We start from the raw sequence: 18,825 nt of genomic DNA on the forward strand, positions 1-18,825 counted from the left end.
CGGGGCCGCCCAATACTCAACCTCGGGACAACCCCATGCGACCGCTCGCATCGGCACTCACGACGCGCTCGATCAGCACGAGGAAATCACAGATCAAGGCGACGGTGTCGGAGTCTCTTCCGAAAAAAAAACACAGATCGCGTCCTTGACCGCCATCGCGTCGAGAACGGGCATATGCTGCATGGCGATCAGCGGATCAGGCTCGACGATCAGCCGCTCGGCATAGGCACGGATCGACGCATCGTTGTCGACGAGCGACATGCCGCCGGCAGCCTTGACCCACGTCTGCGGCGCGCCAAGCGCGAAATAGTCCGCCGCCGTCGGTTCCTGCAACACAACATCCGTCACCATGCCGTGCGCGCCGGTAACGGCTTTTTCAGCGGCACCGATTTCTTCGCTCGCATCTTCATTCCCTCGTTGGCAGATCATCGGGCCGGCGACACCGCCGCCGGCCTTCGCTTACCAGCCGCTTAGCTGTTCAGCGCCTGATACTGCGGCCCCTCGATCTTGACGCCCTCGACCTCGCCAGTGCTGAGATTGACGGTCGGCTTGCCGGTGAAGCGCGCGCCGGTGAAGATGTGGGTGCGGCTGTTGTCTTCCTCGGAAATCGTCACGTCGATCTTGCAGCGCCGCAGGCGTTCGTCCCACTTGATGCCGCAGCCGTTGCGAAACTTGATCTCGGCGCCGTACAGTTTCGGCTTGGACGTGTAGCAGGCCGAGCCGTCCTGATTGGCCTTGCCTTCAACCTCGATGTTCGACGGATCGAGCGTGATATCGGCATCGCTCGGCGTCATGCGGTCACCGTCGACCGTGATCGAAATGCGACCGCCGAAGCTATCGCAGCAATCACCTTCTGCCATCGTGTGTTACCCCTTGAATGTCTGGAATGAGAAAAAGCGAAAGCCGCCGCGCGGGATCTGCGTCCGGCGGCTTTGAACGGGCTTACTGGACGGCCGCAGTGCCCGACGGCGTGCCGTACTGCAGGAACGCAGTGATATTGGCGGCGAACACCCGCAGCTGGTTGACCACGTCAACGGGCAGATAAGCATTGAGCCGGTTCGCATCGAGCGGATCGCGCTCGACGACGAGATATTGCGCGAACAGCCCGGCGTTTTCGCACACGCCCAGCGCGACGAGGTCGTTATAGGCGTGCACCAGCGTATCGCGGACCGATTTCGGCGTCGCGATCTGCGGCAGGTTGAACGGGTTATCGTCGGCGAGCGCCTGCCGAGCGTGCTTGTTCGAAACTGCCGTGCGGAAGTAGCGCGCGACGTACATCAGTTGGAACATGGTTTCGACATCGCGGAACGTACTATCCGGCACGCCGGAGTCGGCCGTCTGATACGTCGTCACCATGCGGTCAATCGTGACCAGGCCGTCGGCGCGCACCTTGGTCGCAGCGATGCCATCGGCGTACAGCGCCTGACGGTCGTTGGTGTCCCACCACAACGAACGATCACGCGGCGGGAGCACACCCGGCAGCACCAGCGATTGCAGCGGCCGCGACACCTCAGGCGCGGTGCCGAGGTGCGCGCATGCCATGCCGGCGGCCGATGCGGCGATCTCCCATTCCGGCGTCGGCGAGCGCTGGCCGCCGATCACCGTCACGTGTCGATCGTTGCGGCCATTGCCAAACGTGACAAGGCCGGAAAGCGTGCCGAACTGCGCAGTAAAGTAGTGACCATAAAGCTGCTGATACGGCGACCAACGGCCGGACTGATCGTCGAGGAAGTCGCGCACCGCGTTGAGCGCCGACGTATCCGAATACGGCGAGGCGAGGAAATCGAACTCCTGATCGCCGAGGTTCGCCAGCGGCGCCGCCAGATCGGGCGAGCCCGAGCCGCCGGTGAGCGCGACCACGGCCACATTCGAGGCATTGAGAACATTCGCCTCATCGGTGGCAAACGTCATTTCCTGCCCGTTGAACATCGCGCCCTTGTGCCGCGACGTGATATTGACCTTCGCCGGCGTGGTGCCGTCGACGGCGGCGGTGTAGGGCAGATTTGCCGCGTTGATCGCCGCAGCCGCAGTGGCCGCCTCGGTCGCCGCGTCGTCGGCCGCGTTGACCTGGAACACGATGCGGCGGCCGAGTGCCCACAGGATCGCCGCGCCGGTGACGCCGGGCGCGGTGAAGGTCATCGAACCGGCCGCATAGGCGCCGGCCGGCTCGGCGACGGGCAGCGCCCAAATCGGCTGAAACGGCGCCGCCCGCTGCGCAATGCGGTACATCGCCGACAGCATCGAACCGACGCCGAAGAACGCATCCGCCTCGCGCTCGTTCTGGATCGGGCCGATCACTTGGCCGACGGCGGCGGTGCCGCTCGCAAGCTTCTGACCGATCAGAGGCGCGCGCGGATCGGCCTGAAACGGCGTCCCACCGGAATTGATTTCGGCGTACCAGAACGGCACCAGCACATTGCCGGGAATGTTATTGAACGCAACCGACGCCATGTTGACGTGACTCCTCGATCGCCGCGCGCATCAGCGCCGGCGTTGTGTGTGTTTCGGATGAAAGGCGAGTGGCGAGCCGCGCGCTAAGCGATCGGCGCCTTGACGCAGCGCGCGGCGGCGATGCAATCGGCAGGGACCGCGCAGGCGTCGCACGGCGTGAACGCGACTGGTGCGGCGCTGGCAACAGCCGCCGGCTCAGTCTTGATCACGTCGCGGTCGCGCACCCGGCGCAGCCAGAATTGAGACGCCGGTTTCCATTCGCCGGCCTCGGCGAGCGGCGCGAGTGAAATCGGATCGCGCACCAGCGCGACGACGGCGTTGCCCTCGATCTCGATCGTTGCCGGCTTGATGAACATATTCGACATGCGGACTACTCTTGCAGGTTCGTAGCGGCGGCCGACACCGGCGCGGTGCCGTTTACGCCGGGTTGCGGGGCGGCGGTGAGGCCGACGGTTTTCAGATCAACACGCTTCGGCATAGCCGGCGCAGCGCGCGCCATGCCGAGCGCAAGCTCGCGCAAGTAAGTGGACTCTGTTAGCTGCGCCGCAATCGCCTTGAGCCCCGATGGCAAGCGATCAAAATCGGTCGGCGTCGTCGCGGGCGCCGGATCGTAGCAGGACTCTTTGACGCGGATTTTTGCCCGCAGCGTGCGCGCGGCGAGCCTCACGCTTTCCTCGCCGCCGCGGTGCTTGATCGTCGACTGCCACTCGTCGAACGGCAGCTTGACCATTTGCCGGAACAACGCACCCGTCGGGCCGACGTGCAGCGCGTGGTAAATTTGTTCCTCGATCACGCCGAGCGTCGTTTCGGTCGCCGCATCGGTGTCGGCATAGTCGACGATCGTCTGCGCTCCGTTGTTTCCGTCGCTAACCAGATAGTTCGCAACAACAGACGTTTCGATGACTAACTCAACCTCGCCTTTGTAAAACACCGGCCCGGATTGGGCGATCTTGGTGAGCGACGAGCCCTCGGTGTAGACACCGATCAGCGGCCGACGTTCGTCGGCATTCACATCGTCGATCGGATCGATGCGCGAGTCGGACACATACACGCCGGCAAGCGTTGGCCATGGTCCGCCAGCCGCGAGCAGCGCCGATGGCCGCAGCGCTTCAAGCACCGCAAGGCGCATAAATTCACGAGCCAGCATGACCGAAAATCTCGTTCAATGAGAGGCGCACAAATCCCGGTGTCGACGGCAACACCTCATGCACGCGAAACCGGCGGCCGCTATCTTCGGCCGTGAGCGCATCGCCTGCGCGCGGGCGCCACGGCAAGCGCCGCAGATCGAGCGACACGTAAGGCCGCGCCGTCGCGACCGCGGCGCGCTCGGCTTGCACGCCGACCTGACTAAACGGGCCGCCGCCCGCACGCGCCGCGCTTTCGCCGAACGGGCAAAGCACATGCTGCACCACGTCGCGCGCGGTGTCCGGAATGAGCGGCGCGTTGCGATCGCCTTGATACTTCATCGGTGCGAACGTGAACAATTCGCCTTGGATGCGGTCATGCGTCACCGCCGCGGCGGCGACGGCTCGCGCGAACGGTGACGCCATGTTCAAGGCCCCGCCTTAGACGGTATCGACGCCGAGCAGCACCGAGCCGACCAGATCGCCAGACAGCGCCGCGGCTGCGGCGTAGCCGACGCGCATGTTGTTGGTGGCCGTCTTGGTGTAGTTCTTCGCGGTGTCGTCCCAATACAGAACGTCACCGAATGTCCAGGCGGCGCCGGCCGCCTTCGGCTGGTTGCCCCACACGCCTTTGCGCTCGTACGGGAACACCTCGCCGGCGTTGGCGGAGACACGCGCGATGCCGAACAGCGAGCCGAGCTTGTACGGGGTGCCGACCACCACGCCGCCGGCGGGCGCGACCGCGTCGAGCGTGCGGCCATGTTGAACGTAATCGTTCATTACTACTTCCTTTCACGGAATGAGAAACGCGAAAGGCGCGTAGCTTTGAGCCGCGCGCCTCGATCAGATCAGCGAATTACCGGCCCGCTTAGCCGGTAGCGTTGCCGGGGTTGCGGTAGGCGCCGCGGTAGTCGACGGCGCCGCAGCCGAAATCGTGCTCGAGCGACACGCCGACGCCCTGCACGCCGAACGGGTTTTCGATCCGCAGGCGCGGCGCGTTGTAGCCGTCGAGCATGCCCCACACGAAGCACGGCGCGACCGCCGGATCGGCGTACAGCTCCCAGGCATTGCCGGCGACCGGCATCACCACAGTTTCGAGCTTGCCGCCGAACGGGTTGACGGCCTGCTCAGTCGTCGGCGTGATGATCGCAACGGCGCGATCGGCCTCGGTTTCCTTGTCCGGGCCGACGGCGAGAATGCGCGCCTGCAAATTGAGCAGGTTGCCGGACTGATTGGTCTGCTTGCGCATCGAAGCGCGGCCGACACCGAGCGCGTCCGAGTCGATCGCCGTCCCGGCGGCGGCCAGGTTGCCGTGCTTGGCAGTGTTGAACACGGCCGCATTGCCGTCATTCAGCGTCGGACCATTGCCGTTGTTGATCGCCTTCATGGCGTAGAACGTGGCTTCCTCGAAACGGGCCACGGTGTCGCCGTAGCTGCCGAGCATCTGATCGATAGCGCCGACGTTGTCGTCGATCAGGATGCGGCGCGAGATCGCGAACTGCACGGCATACGGCGCCACGGCGACCGTTTCCTTGCTATCGCCGAAGTTGCCGAACTTGATTTCGCCCGACTGCGTAACCGGCTGCAGCGTCGGGAAATCGCCGACGCGCAACTGTTCATGCGGACGGAAGTCGCTGAAATTGCGCTGCACCGAAATACGCCGGTAGGTCGGCGTCGCGAGCTGATAGCGGGCGAGCAGAACGCGGTTGACGACGTTCTCGAAGATCACCGGCAGATCGCCCGTGGTGGTCATCGCGCGGCGGATGACATCCTCGCGATCGGCAGCAGTGATCGGCATCCGGCGTTCGCCGACGATCGTCGCGGCGACATCGGAGAAGCGATAGCCGACATATTCGCGCGCCGCGGCGTCGAGCGCCCGCGCCTGACCGTCTTCGCCGCGCAGCGCGCCGGCGCCGCCCATGCGGACGGTGAGCGCGTCGGTAATGAAGCGGTGACGCGTGTCGGTTTCGTCGCGCGTGACGGTGATCGAGCCGGTGCGGGTGCGATCGGCCTGCGCAGCCATATGATCGAACGCACGGGCGCGGAACACCTCGACGCCGGTGCCGTCGCGCAACGCGGCCTGCACCTGATCGGCCGACATGCCGGCGCGGGTGCCGATGTCGCTGATCTCGGCGGTGCGGGTACGCTCGGCGGCGATCAGCGCGGCGGCGTCGGCGGCGGGGGCGGCGCGCGTCACGTCGGCGACGGTGCGGGGAGCCTCGGGAGCGGGCGCCGGGGCGGTGCGCACGGCTTCGGGCGCCGGCACGGTGGCCGCAGCGCTCGCCGCGGGCGTGGTGGATTCGGTCGGATTGGCAGCGTTGCGCCGCATGTCGTCTTCCTCTTGTGATTGGGCATCGCCTGCCCGTTGCGTGTTGACTTGCGTCGAGCGAAACGACGCCTGCGGATCGGCCGGCACGGACACGAGGGACACTTCAAGCAATTCCCATCGGTCGGCGCGCCAAACCTCAACTTCATTTGCGAGCGACGCGAGAGTCCACGTCGTCACGCGGTAGCCGACCGAAACGCCGGTGATCTCGCCGCGGGCAACCATGCCCTCGGCGCGCCGGCCGGCCTCGGTATCAGCGAAGCGAATGCGGCCGACCAAAAGGCCGCCCTCGAACCACGCTTCCGTCACGACGCCGCGAACGTCGTCGATCGAGCTTTGCGAGTGAGTGTCGAGCGCGCGGCACTGGCCGAGCGCGACGCGCGTCAGATCGACGGCGGCGGGACCGATCGCAAGTTCCTCGTACACACCCCAGCGCGCAACGCGCGAGCCGGCGGAAAACACCGCCTCAACCGTGCGCGTCGCCTTGTCGTAACTCTGCGGCCGAAACCGCGCGTCAAGATCATCGGTCGCGGCCCGCACAACGGTCGCGCCAGGCTCGAAGCCATCCGGCGTCAAGCGCGGCCGCGCCGCGCTACGCGTCTGCATTTTCATTCTGCTTTGCTCCATCCGAGCCGGCGTCATCGTCGGCCGGATCGTTTTCGCTATCGTCGGTGAGTTGCGACTTGCCGAGCTGATCGACGCGCCGCGGATCGATGTCGAGCACAAGCGGCGTGTCGCCGCCGTCGGCGGCTTTCCAGAACTCGCGCGTTTCCTCGACAACCTTGCGCCAGTCGCGACCCCATGCGCTGATAAACTCTTGCGGCGACATCCGACCGGATCGCACCGCCAGAATGTCGGCCTTCAAATCCTTGATAGGATCGATCGGCTGCACCGCCGGCATCACGTATTCCCGCACATACGGCGTTTTGCGCGCGCGCACGTGGCCGGACATGATCGCCATTTGCAACCATCGATCGGTCACACGATGCAGCAACTGCGGCACCAGCGTAAGCCACTGGATTTGCTCGACGAGCCGCTTAAGGACGCGATCACCAGCCTTGAGCGATGAATAGTTGCCCTGCCGCAGATCGCCTGTGAGCTGATCGTAAGTAATCAGCCCGCCCGAGGCGATGCCCATTAACGCCGACAGCGCGACCGGCTCGAATTGAGCATTTCCCGACGGCGAGAACGGCGTGACCGTCTCGCCGAGCTTTGCCCGGTACACCATGCCGGGACTCATGCTTTCGATATTGCGGCCGGCGTCATCCTTGCGCGTTTGCGCGTCCGCCATGTTGCGAACTGGATCGGCGCTGTTGATCACCAGGCCGTAACAGGCTTGCATCCGGGTTTGGATGACAACGGCGTCCATCGTGTCGGCGTAGTCGCGCACCGCCATCGTCACCGGCGCGAGCAGCGGCACGCCGCGCACCTGCCCGGCGCGCAAGATGCGATAGAGGTGACAGAAATCGGAGCGCGGCACGTAGTGCGGCAGCATGCCGACATATTTCGGAATCGGCGAAAGCATCATTTCGCCGGGATGCTCGGGATAGAGCCAATAACCCTCGCGCTCGTTCCAATCGCCGAGCACGACTCCGAGGCGTGACTTTTTTCCGTCCCAAATCCCGTTCCGTTCGGTCGCGATCAAGTCGCCCTCGACGACTTGCAACGCGAGCGGCACGGTGCGGCCGCCGTCGAGCTTGCGCGGGACCATCCGCACGCCGGCGTCGCCGCGTTCCAGCATTGAGCGGAAGCCACTCAACTGCACGCCGCCGAAATCGCGCTCGCCCTCGATATCGCAGACGAAACACCATTCATCCCACAAGTCTTGCAGGCGCTTGTCGCGCCAAGCGACATGGATTCCGGTGCCGATCACGTGCGCGGACAGAACGTCGACGATGCGCGAGCCGATCCACGTATTGCGGACAAGGTCACTCGACCGCTCGCGCATCTTGTGAAGCGCGGGGCCGATCTCGCCGTTTGCGCTATCCTGCATCGTTCCCTTGAACGAGCTGCCGCGCCGGCCCATGACAGCCGCGTCATAGCCTCGGCTCGCGTCGAGCGCGGCGAGCGCGTGCGCACGGCGCAACGCCGCCGTCGGCGCCACATAGGCCAGCGCCTTGAGAAATGCGGACATTGCTAATCCCTGCTATGGGCGACGTAGCTAACCGGATTGAACGTCGCCGCCGGCGACACCTCGGCCAGCATGTCGGCCAGGATCGAGCGCATTTCGGCGAGCGAACGGTATGTCACCTCGCGCGCGTCCGGCCCCGATCCGAATTTCGTCTTGAGCGCGCCGGCGGCGATCGCGGCCTTGAGCGCGTCGATATCGTCTTGCGTGTACGCCATCGGCTCAGATCACCTTGGCGCCGGCGAACTGCGCGAACACCCGATCGAGCCAGGTGCGCACCGTGCCGCGCAGCACCGCCGAGGCGTTTTCCTTGGCGAAGGCGGCGAACGGCATATCCGCCTTGTCGACGGCCTCGGCCGCCGCGGCGCCTAGCATCGGCACGTCGAGCGCGTCGGCCGGAAAGGCGAACTTGGTCGCGTTGATGCGGTTGCCGACCGCGACGTGCCGGGCGCCGGCGGCGAGCCGCGCGGCAACCGGCTTGATTTCGTCGATCGACGCTTGGTTGTTGCCGAGCACGTGCAGAACGGTGATTGCGTACTTGTCCGGATCGAGGAAACCGATATCCGTCAAGAGCTGCAGCGTCGGCGACAACACGCCGGCGCGGATATCGATCACCGTCACCGTGAGCGCGTTCAAGGTGTCGAAAACGCGCATCTGGCCGTCGGAGTCGCGCAGATCGACGATTTCGGTCCGCTCCGGATAGAACCGTTTGAGCACACCGCCCGGCACCTCGTTTTCGGTGTCGAATGCCCGGTTTGCGACCCCCGACGCGTCGAGATAGTCGAGCAGCGCGCGCGTGATCGTGGTTTTGCCGACGCCGCCCTTGTCGGCGCCGACGATGATCAAAACCGGCTTCGTTGTCATGGCGACATTCCTTGTTTTTGTAGCGTACGAAACAAAGCTAGCGATCGAGCCATCCGCTGGTGTCCCGCCCAAGCCAGCCGCTTGACGCCGGCGCGGGATCTGCGCGAACAGGTTCGATCGGCTCGGCGAGCGGTGCCGCCGGCGGCGCGTCGTCACTGGCGTTTGTGTGCGGTGACGCGTCCTGATCCGCCGGCGGTTCGGCCGCCGCGTCGCTCACTGCAGCCGCCGACGCGATACCGGATGCGATCTGCAAGGCGAGCGTGCGCGGCGCGAATAGATCGCCCTGAGACATGCCCGGCGCGCGCTCGCGCGCTAGGATTTTCCACTCATCTTCCGTCATGGTCGACAAGCCGAGGTGATCGGCGAGCGCCATGTTGTAGATGCGGCAATCGAGGAAATGGTTTTCCTGCGCACCGCGCGGCACCCATCGCTTTGACGGGCGGCCGCTGATCGTCTTGTCGGCGAGATATTCGGCCGTTACTTGCTTGAAATACGTTTCATCAAGCCAGTTGCCGAAATGACAGTAACCAGGCGGATCAACCTCGTGCCCGGCCTTTCGACCTTCGCGCCGCAAATCCTCGTACCAGTGACCTTTGAGCGGCCACGTGCCGACCGGCCAGATTTTGCCCGAGCCGAGCTTGCGGCCGTCGAGATCGATAGACACCAGCGACGGCACACCGAGCGGCGGCTTATTCCAGCCGTCGCGGCCGTCCGCCGCATAGGCGTTATGGCGCGTCGAGCAGAAATGATAGACGACGTGTGAGCGGAAGCCCGAGTCGATGATAAAGCCATCGTGCCGGCGCTTGCCGCCGAACGCGTCCGGCCACTCGCGATCATACAGCTCGGCGAGCTTTAGGAACGCGCCTGAATTTGCGTCCGTCGTGTCGCCCTCCAACACGTCGGCGTAAATCACCCACGACTCGCGGTTAGGCGCCCATGCGACGCCCTCGACATAGATGCCGCGCATCTGCACGTCGGCCGCGAATGTCACCATCAGCCCGCGCGCCGGGATGCGACCGCGCGGGAAGTCCTCGCGCCGCTCCATCAGCCGCACGTGATCGGGCGCGTCGCCCTTCATTTCGTACGCTTCGCCAAGCGTGAGGTTGTAAAACGTCTTGAGCAGCCCCGGATTGCTCTGTGCTGCGATCCATCGTTCGGCGATCTTGTCCCAAGGCACGAACGGCGACGACATCGCGTCGACGTGGTAGCTCGGAAACTTGCCAGGCCCCGGCGCCGTCGCAATGAAGCCATTGCGCAGCCCGAGGCTTTCGAGAAATTCGGAGCGCGGGGCGCGCTTACTGCCCGCCCGCACCAGCGCGATTTTCTCGTGCGCCTCGATCACCGCCCCGCAACACGGCGCGATGTAGTGCGCCTGATACGGAAACGAGTCGTTGAACTTGAATTGCGGGCCGAACCGAAACGAAAACGGCTCGTCACAGTGCGGGCAGTCCACATGCCAAAGGCGCTGATCGCCGGCGTGATACTGTTCGTCAATGTAGCAGGCGCCCTTGATCGTCGGCGTCGAGATATTGGTTTCTTTCCAATCACCCGTTGCCAGAAACGACTCGTAACGCGCCTCGATCATCGCGTGCGGAGAACCCTGCCCGTCGAGATCAGGCGGATAGTCGCTCGCTTCGTCTTTGATGATCTTGCGCTTTGTTTTCGAGCGCAAATCCTTGGTCGAATTGGCGATCGCCAACGCCATTGAGCCGCCGGGATAGCGCTTAAGGTAAGTCGTCGAGCCCTCGCCCGAGCGTGATACTTGCGGCTTGACCTTGGCCTTGAGCGCGTCGGTTTGCTCGATCGCCGGATTGAGCTTGTCGGCGATGAAATCCGCAAGGGCGCCGTCGGTCGGCTGCACCAGCAAGATGCCGCCGGCCGGATCGGTGACGATCGACGCGCCGGCGGCGGCAATCGCCATCACGGTGAAGCCGGTTTGAGCGCTTTTCTTGATCACCTGTTTGTTGACGGGCGAGTCCGGCCCGGTGTTATCAAGCGGCTCGACGACGTACGGCGTAAGTGTCGGGTCCCAAAGCTCGTTCGCCCGCGGGCCGTCCGGCACATACAGGTTTTTCGCCGTCCAACGCGCCGGACTGATCTTTTTCGGCGGCGCGAACAGCGCGGCCATTGCGGCGCCGATCGCGCCGGCGGCCGAATACTTAAACCGAAGCATTGCAGCACCGCGCCAGATTAGTCCGGCGCGCCGTCGCCCTCGCCCGGATCGATTGTCAGCGGCTCCGCACTACCCGCAAGCACGCCCATCGCCTCGGCGATCACCGTGCGAATGTCGCGGGCGATATCCTTGAGCGCGACGCGCGCACCTTGCGGCCCATCCTTGCCGACGGCTGCGGCGAGCGTTTCGGCATGCGACGGAAGACGGTCGATCTCACGAATGATCAACTCGGCAGCCCTGTTCGCGCCGTCGGTTACATCGACGATCGGCACCAGGCGCCCGAGCCTTTCCTCGAGATCGAGAAATTTAAGGTCCGCGGTGTACTGCGCGGCGCGTGCTTGATGGTCGCGAAGCGCCGGCGAGCCATCGCCAGCCGGCGCAATGTCAGCCTCGGCGCGCGACTGCGCTGCGCCTTCTTTCACAGCGTCGCCGGTGTCGCCGATCGCGCGATCGAACTGCGCGAGGTTCACGAGCTTAGTACCATCGCCGCCCGGCTTGGTATCAACGAGCCCGGCCTCAACGAGCCCGGCGACACGCTTCGCGATCGCCTGCCTTGACTTGCCTTTCTGGCGGGCAATGTCCGAGATCGACAGCCAAAGCCCGGCGTCGAGATCAAGGCGCGGCTCGTCAATCATCTGCCCCCGCCCCTGATTAGTTCGGTGTCAACCCGTCAACCGTGTCAACCCAAGATTTCAGTTTTGCCGCTGGCGACGTTTCGGGGCGCGCTTGTGCCGTAGGGGTGCCCCCGCCGGAAAGGACCCGCCGCCTAGCCGCCCCGCGGAACCGTCACCGCCCGCCCGAGCATGCCGCCGGCCGCGGCAGCCGCCGCCTTGACGGTCAGGATGCACGGCCCGCCGGCGCCTGCGACGTACAGGATCAGCGCCGCAGCGTCCGCGATCAGGGCCGAGCCGGCGATGCACGCCAGCACAATCAACACGGCTAGCACGCGCTCGCCTCTGGCTCGCCTCACCATCACAACCTCACGCATGACCGCCAAGGATCGCGCCGATTTCATGCTGCAGCCGAACCGGCAAAATGGTGCGCACGGCCGTTAGGAACTCTGCCGCGGTATTGCCGGAGACCATTTCGCGCGGAATGAACAAGCCCGAGCGCTGGCTTACGATCGGCGTGCGCCCCTTGCCGGTGCGGGCGTAGGTTTGGCCGCCGAGGTTGAGGCCGACGCGCTTTGGAAAGCGGCCGCCCTTAATGAACGTGCCGGCGAACACGCGCCGATGATTCCACGGCGCAGCCGACACGCCCTTGCGGGTTTCGCGCGCCTTGAAATACTTCAAGTGAACGTTGCCGCCGCGCGACATCAGCGAATAGGTGAGGCCCGCCGGGCGAGGCTTTATCGCCCGCACGATCACGTCGCGCTTAAGGCCCGTTTGCTTTGTGAGCGAACGGACCATCCGGGTTTTCGTCATGTCGCCGGTACGGCGCACCGCGCGAGCGATCGCCGCCGGCGCACGCTGTTCGGCGAGCTTGAACAGCTCGGCAAGGTGCTCGACTTGTGAGGCGTTGATTTCGAGCGTGGTGAGCGCCATGCGCTACCGCCTGATCTGGCCGCGCAACTGCGCGAGCTTGTTACGCGCCGCCGCACGTAGTGCGCCCGAGCGCGCATCTTCCGACAGGGTGCGCGCGACGAAGCCGGCCGATTTGGCGGCCGTCATGACATCACCACGCGCGGCGGCGGATACGCCGCGCACGATCGCAGATTTGCGCTCATTGCAGCGGCAACCCATGGAACACCTCACTAGTTGGAAAGAGCCGGGCAGCGCCTGCCGTAGCGACATCGCGCTGCCCTGTTCGGCGTCGTCGCGGGATCGAATCCGCTGTTGACGTTTGTTTGCGTGCCGGATGTCCGCGCGCGCCGAAACAGATTGTTTGGTTAGCCCCGCCGCAGCGGCGCGATATTGTCATAGGTGCAACACACCACGTCGGCGGCGATCGCCGCCGGCTCGCGCGGCGTCACGTCGAGCACCACGTGATCGGCGATTGCCATCTGCGCGACGGCATACGCGCCAGGCACGCGAACGATCAGCTTACCCGCGCCATCGAGGCCGACGGCGACCGCGCGCACGTCGACGTAGTCGCCGGGCTTGATACCTTGCGTCATCGCATCGCCTCGATTGAGAATGGTTGCCCGGCCGTATCGCCGCCGAGCTAGTCGGGCCGTTCTCAGTTGGCCGTCCGCGCCGAGATTAACGCCCGTGCGATAGGGCGGCCGTCAGGCTTTCAGATTGCGATTGCATTGCGTCGGCCTGCAGCTCAACCGGCTTGGGCGCCGATACTCTTGCCGCCAGGAGAGGCGTACTAATCGCGTTGCGTCGTCAGTAGGATGCAACAGGGCCGCTATGGCTGGGGTTGCTATGTCATCGCGCCGAAAGATCGAGGCGCGTTACGCATCACACGTTACCGAATGGCGAGGCTGCTACAGCTTACGCATTTGGTTCGATTCCCTTGATCGGAGTAGTCGGTATTTGAAACGACAAGGCCGCCGGATCGCGGCGGCCTTTGCTTCCCGTCTTTTGGAACGCTCCCGGTGTATGTCAAGCGCGGCGTTCCGGTCAAGGAGCCCTATACGCAGGTCGCGACTTAAGCCACTGCCGCAGCGGTTTTCTTAATTTTCGTGCGGCTCGCCCGATTGTAGGATGCGACGCTTTCGGCCTTGATCGGCGACTCGGTCGGCCGTTCGCCGGCTGGCCGCTTGGGCGCGAGCGGTCGACCTTCGCTCGCGAAACGTGCCAGCGCCGCGCCGCAGATCACGCGCGACGCCGGCTCGCCCGTCAACCACGGCAGCGCCGGCGCCGCCGGCGGTGTCGGCTGGTAATCAGCAAGCGCGCCGTGCAGATTGTGCGCGAGCGTGATCATAGCCCGGTGCCACGCGACATATTCGGCGCGCGCATCGGCGACCTTGAGCGGTACGGGATCGTGCCATTCGATCGGCGAGCGCGGTGACATCGCAAGCGAGTAATCGCCCTCGCGCTGCCACGCGCGGCCGCGGTTCTTCTTGAGCATCACGACATCACCCGCCGCATCGGTGCCGAGCACAATCGGATGGCGCCGCACCTCGCCGCGCGCATTCGGCATTTCATAGAAGCGCTGGCGCGGCGCCGGCAGCTCGAATTTCCATTTGGGGCGCGAGCCCATCACGGCCGAACTAATCACCACGCCGCGCGGATCGAACGTCGCAACAGTGATCGCGGCGACCGCATCACCAGCGATCGGCAGAAACTCACCGAACAACACTTCGGCGTCGGCGTAGCTCGCGAACCGCGCTTCGGTGTCGAGCGCGCGCACTGCGGCGGCGACGATCAGCGCGTCCGGGTGCGGATCGCCGCCGACAAAGCCGAGGCCCTCGCCCGGCTGAAAGCTGGTATCAACCCGCACGCCGAGCGCGCAGTGTTGCATCAGCAAATCCCAAGGCGACGCCGAGACAGCGCGGCCCTTGGGCAATTCCTCGCGCATCGCCCATTGCACCAGTTTTTCGATATCGATCGACTTTTTCGGCTTCAAGGCTGCCCCCTGCTGATGGAACTTGTGTTGGTGTAGGGATGTAGGGTTGGTGTAGGGTTGCTAAGTAATCCTACACCGGGTTTTTTTGCTTATTTACAGTGAGTTAGAAAAGGCGGGTGTAGGGATGTAGGGTTGAGGCTATACGCATATGAGAGAGTCCGCTTTCGCCGCCCCGCACCCCGAATTAAAAGGGAAGGGAAAAATTCGCCCTCAACCCTACATCCCTACACCAGCACCCCGCATCGTTTTGATCCTGCGAACGAAATTGCGGTGTAGGGTTGCTAACTAACCCTACACCGACCCTACATCCCTACACCGGAACGTCGTCGTCGGCGGGGTGCGGCGGATCATCTGATCGCCGGCGAGCGGCGGCGGGAACATCCTTGAGCCGCACGTGATCGTACCGAACGCCGGCCTTGGCGCGGCTTTTGGCGAAACCCTTTTGCGACATCGCCGTGCCGAAGCTCTTTTCCTTCCAAGGCCGCACCGCGTTCGCGATCGCCCAGGACGCAAAAGCATCGTACATTTCGCGAGCCGACACGCTCGCCGCCGGTGTGCCGTCGGCCAGTGACGGAACGCTTTCGACGCAGCTACCAATGAACGTTCCCACCGGGTCCATTTCGTCCCGGTATTCCGCCGTCGCTTCCATCACCTCGGGCGGTGTCCGCAGCCCGCTATTCAAGTAATCGAGCGCGCCGGCGATAAGCCAATTCAGGACGCCGGACCGCTCGGGCCAAATCTCGCCCATCACCTCATCCATCGGCCGCCGCTCGTGATCGGCGATCGTCACCGGCCACGGCACGAACTTGATGCGCCGCCAAATGCCATGATCGACGCCGCTCACCTCTGGCTTGTGATTGCCCGACAGAACGAGCTTGAAGGTCGGCCGAAACTCGAAAAACTCTTTGTTGAGCGACCGCACGAGCATCGGCTCGCCGCCCGTGAGCGACTTAATCAGCGCCTCTTTGAACTGCACACCCCTTTCCGGTTCGGACGCCCGCACCAGGCGGGCGCCGGGCAGCCGGGCGAGGTCCGGTGACGGCCCCGAGCCGGATCGCTGCTGATCACCCGACAGCGACTCAAAGTTGATAGTTGCGCAGTAAGGCCCCATGATCCGCGCGATGATCTCGACGAACGTCGATTTCCAGTTCGCGCCGGTACCGTAGCTGAATACGAAGCACTGTTCGCCCGTGAGGCCGGTCAAGGCGTAGCCATGATAACGCTGCACGAAGTCGCGCACCGGCTCGATCGGCAGGAAGCGTTTCACCGCCGCCTCGAAATGCGGTGCACCGGCGCCTTCGATGTACTCGACCGGCGCGACCTTAGTCACCCCATCCTCGCGCCGGTGCGGTGTCAGCTCGACGCGCCATTGCTTGATCGTCTTGTCGGAATGGTCCGACGCGTCGGGATCAGGAACGTCGCTGCAGACGAACCGCAGCGTTCCATTCTGGACGTTGAACGCCAGCGGATCGGCGTCGAGATCGTCGATTGTCACCGTCTTATAGGGCTGCGCTGAATCGAGCATGCCTTTGACCTTTCCAGAGTTGCCGCTTGATACCGAGTATTTGCGCCGGGCGATCTGGCGCGCCTTGAGTGCATCCGCCGCGGCGTCGCCGGCCTCGACGATCCGTGACAGCATTTGCCATCGCGAATCCTTGCGGGCATCGCTGCCCTTGGCGCTTTCGATCGCCGCCAGCGCGTCGCGCGCTTGGCTCGCCGCATCGATTGCGCGCTGTTCGTTCGGAGTCGCCGCCATCACGTCGGCTTCAAGCACGATGCGCGCCGCCGTTTTGTGCGCCAGCCGCATCGCGATCTCGCCGCCGCCTTCCCGCTCCCAATAGGCTCCGGCCCAAGCGTGCCAGCCGACGTTGCGGACGTTGAGCAGATCGGCGCCGAAATGGCGCAACAGCCGTTGACCGTTGCCGACGTCATTCTGCGGTTCGTGCGCGCAGGCAATCAGCACGTCGCGCGCGATCTCCGCAGCATCCGCCGGCCGCTCATCATCGGCCGGGATCACCTCATCCTCGCCTTGCCCCCCGTAGGGGGAGCCCCCTTCCGCGGGGTGCGGGGCGGCCGGAAACGGATCGGTAGCGTCGTCGTCGGACTCGATGATACGCGCCACGCGCTCGTGGGGCGGAATGTTGTCATCGTCAAAGCTGTTCATTGCTGTTAGTCCCGACTCGGCATCATGTCGTCGAAATCCACGCCCGCCGGCGCGAACCGCTGGCGGACGGTACGTCCCTCACGGGCATTGCGAGCCGCAGCGCGGGCGAGCGCGTGGCGCGTCATGAATGGTTCACTGTCACCGTCGCCGAGCAGCACCAGCTCGTCGATTGTGTCCGGCACCGGCATTGCCGGTTCGCCGAGATCAGGCGTCGGCCCCGGCACGCGCTGCGCGCGGCCGCCAGGCGTCTTGAGTGTCGGATGCGCAACCGTTTCGAGCGAACGGCCGGCGAGGTTGCCAAGGTCCGCGCTCGATCGAAAAAGCGTGCCGCGCAGATCCCGCGCGGAGAACGACAGCGCCGTGTAAACGGCTAGCACCGTCTCGATCCCCTCGCCGGCGATCAGCCGGCGCCACGGCGCCCGATCGTCGAACGGATCGCACACGCCGCCGAGCGGGATGTATCCGCCTCGTTTGCTGCCCCTCACCTTTTTCGACGGCATCACCTCGCCGGTGTGCGGGTGGATGATCACCCGCTTGCCCTTCGGTCCTTCCGGATCGAGCCAAGTGATATGCAGCCCTGCGAACACGTCGCGATCCGGCGCCGGCATCAGGATCGGCGCCAGCATCGCCGGACCGCTGCACACGCGCAGCGGTTCATTCTCTTTGCCGTCGGCGAAATACGGCATGTCCGGATGCGTCCGCAGCTTGGCGCCCGGCGGGATATCGACGCCGCGCCGGCGCAAATAGGCCACGTGATCGCCGGCCCGCGCAGCTTCCCAAAACGTAAACAACCGCTTCCGCTCGCGCTCGCGCGCGAACACCTCATAAGCATCGGCGCGCCGCTGCGCGCGCCAGCCGGCCTCGTAGGCGTCGCGCAGCGCGGCCGTCGTGTAGTTGTCAGGGTAGCGCGCCGGCCGATCACCAGGCGCATCCGCGGCCCGGCAATCGGCCCGGCCGCGGCGCTTGGCGATCTCTGGCGTCGGCGCTTCCTCGCGCGCGCCGCCGAGGCGATCGACCGCGTCGGGAAAGGTGACGCCCTCGCGCTTGCGCATCAGCTTGACCACGTCGCCGCCATCTTCGCAGACAGCGCAGACCCATTTGTCCGCCGTGCACTCAAAGCGCGTAGCGCTGCGCGACTGCGGATCGGGCGAGCACAACGGACACGGGCCGACCCATCCGCGCCGGCCCGCAGACCGCAGCTTGACCCACTGCCCGGCAACGGTGTTGACCGGATTGCGCACCTTCAAGTCGAGTAGTTGATCAGGCGAGATCATGGAATCGCCCTCACCATGTCGATGCGCCGGCCTAGCCATCGCATCGCGTTGACAGGCATGCTGTTGCCGAGCGCCTTGTACCGCGGACCATCGGCCGCCGGCTTGCCGCGGAATGGAATCGCCGTGTAGCCGTCGGGAAAGCCTTGCAACCGTTCGCATTCGAGCGGCATCAACCGGCGCACGCGCGCGGACACAAACACGGCAACCGATCCGCCATCCGTGTCGAGCGGCCCCGAAAGGTTGCCGTAAGTAACAACGTCGCTCTGCCGCGCGTCGAATGCGCACGGCTGAATAAGCATCGTTTGCCCCTCATCCATCGTGGTGTTGACGCCCTTGTGCATCCGCGCGGTGAGCGGATTGGCGACAACAGGAATCAGTCCGCCTCGGTCGGCGTCACCTGCGCTACAGCGCGCAAGGCTTGCGCTAATCGTTCCGGCAACGCCTTGCCCCGCCTCTCGGCGCGGCGCAGGATTCCCCTGCAAGCCTTCGCGCTCAAATAGTACCGCGGCGGCACGTCGCCAGTCGCCAAGATATCCGACAACGAACACACGCCGTCGTCGTTGAGGGACAGCGCGGCCGTATCCGTCCACTCGCACATACTGAGCGTCAAGCACGCGCCATGCGACGCCGTATGCGCGCGCGATGCCCTCGACAACGCCCGCAGATCGCCAGCCGCCGGCGGGGACGATGATTCGCCGCCCGGTGAGCAGTCCCAAAAGACTTGCAAAAGCTCGTCCGTCGTCGCTTGAAAGGACTCCGGCGACATTCTCCCACGCCAGCCACTCGGGGCGGAGCGGCGAGCAAG

At 65.0% G+C, this 18,825-nt stretch carries 21 protein-coding genes; all 21 read right to left on the reverse strand.

Translation table 11 applies throughout. The features are described from left to right. Nucleotides 1-93: 93 nt before the first annotated feature. On the reverse strand, nt 94-429 hold the full coding sequence (locus tag I5M_RS31010) for a hypothetical protein (protein ID WP_148287915.1): 336 nt from the start codon (nt 427-429) through the stop codon (nt 94-96). A gap of 41 nt (nt 430-470) precedes the next feature. Next, nucleotides 471-860, reverse strand: a complete 390-nt coding sequence (locus tag I5M_RS19570) for a phage tail tube protein (protein WP_022722945.1) — start codon at nt 858-860, stop codon at nt 471-473. A gap of 82 nt (nt 861-942) precedes the next feature. Continuing rightward, nucleotides 943-2,451 (reverse strand): phage tail sheath subtilisin-like domain-containing protein, encoded by a 1,509-nt coding sequence (locus I5M_RS19575; RefSeq protein WP_022722946.1) that lies wholly within the window; start codon nt 2,449-2,451, stop codon nt 943-945. Between the two features lie 83 nt (nt 2,452-2,534). Next, nucleotides 2,535-2,816, reverse strand: a complete 282-nt coding sequence (locus I5M_RS19580; protein WP_022722947.1) for a DUF2635 domain-containing protein — start codon at nt 2,814-2,816, stop codon at nt 2,535-2,537. A 5-nt stretch (nt 2,817-2,821) separates the two neighbouring features. Continuing rightward, nucleotides 2,822-3,598, reverse strand: coding sequence for a hypothetical protein (locus I5M_RS19585; protein ID WP_148287916.1), 777 nt, complete (start codon nt 3,596-3,598; stop codon nt 2,822-2,824). Continuing rightward, nucleotides 3,585-3,962, reverse strand: a complete 378-nt coding sequence (locus I5M_RS19590) for a hypothetical protein (protein ID WP_148287917.1) — start codon at nt 3,960-3,962, stop codon at nt 3,585-3,587. Before I5M_RS19590 ends, I5M_RS19585 begins: the two co-directional genes overlap by 14 nt. 54 nt (nt 3,963-4,016) lie before the next feature. Further along, the gene (locus I5M_RS19595; RefSeq protein ID WP_022722950.1) at nt 4,017-4,355 is read right to left on the reverse strand and encodes a DUF2190 family protein; all 339 of its coding nucleotides are present in this window, start codon (nt 4,353-4,355) and stop codon (nt 4,017-4,019) included. Between the two features lie 88 nt (nt 4,356-4,443). After that, entirely contained in the window at nt 4,444-6,513 is a 2,070-nt protein-coding gene (locus tag I5M_RS19600) for a prohead protease/major capsid protein fusion protein (protein ID WP_159104013.1), read from the reverse strand. After that, on the reverse strand, nt 6,494-8,035 hold the full coding sequence (locus I5M_RS19605) for a phage portal protein (protein ID WP_022722952.1): 1,542 nt from the start codon (nt 8,033-8,035) through the stop codon (nt 6,494-6,496). Before I5M_RS19605 ends, I5M_RS19600 begins: the two co-directional genes overlap by 20 nt. Nucleotides 8,036-8,037: 2 nt before the next feature. Then, on the reverse strand, nt 8,038-8,247 hold the full coding sequence (locus I5M_RS30180; RefSeq protein WP_022722953.1) for a phage head-tail joining protein: 210 nt from the start codon (nt 8,245-8,247) through the stop codon (nt 8,038-8,040). A gap of 4 nt (nt 8,248-8,251) precedes the next feature. After that, nucleotides 8,252-8,893 (reverse strand): hypothetical protein, encoded by a 642-nt coding sequence (locus tag I5M_RS19615; RefSeq protein ID WP_022722954.1) that lies wholly within the window; start codon nt 8,891-8,893, stop codon nt 8,252-8,254. Between the two features lie 37 nt (nt 8,894-8,930). Beyond that, on the reverse strand, nt 8,931-11,066 hold the full coding sequence (locus tag I5M_RS19620) for a phage terminase large subunit family protein (protein WP_022722955.1): 2,136 nt from the start codon (nt 11,064-11,066) through the stop codon (nt 8,931-8,933). Nucleotides 11,067-11,083: 17 nt separating this feature from the next. Next, the gene (locus I5M_RS19625) at nt 11,084-11,701 is read right to left on the reverse strand and encodes a hypothetical protein (RefSeq protein WP_022722956.1); all 618 of its coding nucleotides are present in this window, start codon (nt 11,699-11,701) and stop codon (nt 11,084-11,086) included. Between the two features lie 131 nt (nt 11,702-11,832). Beyond that, the gene (locus tag I5M_RS19630; protein ID WP_148287918.1) at nt 11,833-12,012 is read right to left on the reverse strand and encodes a hypothetical protein; all 180 of its coding nucleotides are present in this window, start codon (nt 12,010-12,012) and stop codon (nt 11,833-11,835) included. 34 nt (nt 12,013-12,046) lie between these two features. Continuing rightward, nucleotides 12,047-12,610, reverse strand: coding sequence for a hypothetical protein (locus I5M_RS30185; protein WP_022722958.1), 564 nt, complete (start codon nt 12,608-12,610; stop codon nt 12,047-12,049). A gap of 3 nt (nt 12,611-12,613) precedes the next feature. After that, entirely contained in the window at nt 12,614-12,736 is a 123-nt protein-coding gene (locus I5M_RS34115; protein WP_283804877.1) for a hypothetical protein, read from the reverse strand. Between the two features lie 218 nt (nt 12,737-12,954). Beyond that, complete coding sequence (locus tag I5M_RS19645) at nt 12,955-13,182, reverse strand: hypothetical protein (RefSeq protein WP_022722960.1); 228 nt, start codon at nt 13,180-13,182, stop codon at nt 12,955-12,957. Nucleotides 13,183-13,661: 479 nt separating this feature from the next. Beyond that, a complete protein-coding gene (locus I5M_RS19650) occupies nt 13,662-14,582 on the reverse strand; it encodes a hypothetical protein (RefSeq protein WP_022722961.1) in 921 nt (306 codons plus the stop codon). A 310-nt stretch (nt 14,583-14,892) separates the two neighbouring features. After that, nucleotides 14,893-16,746: a phage/plasmid primase, P4 family gene (locus I5M_RS19655; RefSeq protein ID WP_022722962.1), complete on the reverse strand. Its 1,854-nt coding sequence runs from the start codon at nt 16,744-16,746 to the stop codon at nt 14,893-14,895. Nucleotides 16,747-16,751: 5 nt separating this feature from the next. Beyond that, entirely contained in the window at nt 16,752-18,020 is a 1,269-nt protein-coding gene (locus tag I5M_RS30190) for a CHC2 zinc finger domain-containing protein (protein ID WP_022722963.1), read from the reverse strand. Beyond that, nucleotides 18,017-18,825 (reverse strand): DNA cytosine methyltransferase (locus I5M_RS31510; RefSeq protein ID WP_148287920.1); only part of this gene is annotated, 809 nt, incomplete at its 5' end. The genes I5M_RS30190 and I5M_RS31510, both read right to left, overlap by 4 nt.

Source organism: Rhodopseudomonas sp. B29 (genome assembly GCF_000333455.1).
In the GTDB taxonomy this organism is placed as follows: Bacteria; Pseudomonadota; Alphaproteobacteria; order Rhizobiales; family Xanthobacteraceae; genus Rhodopseudomonas.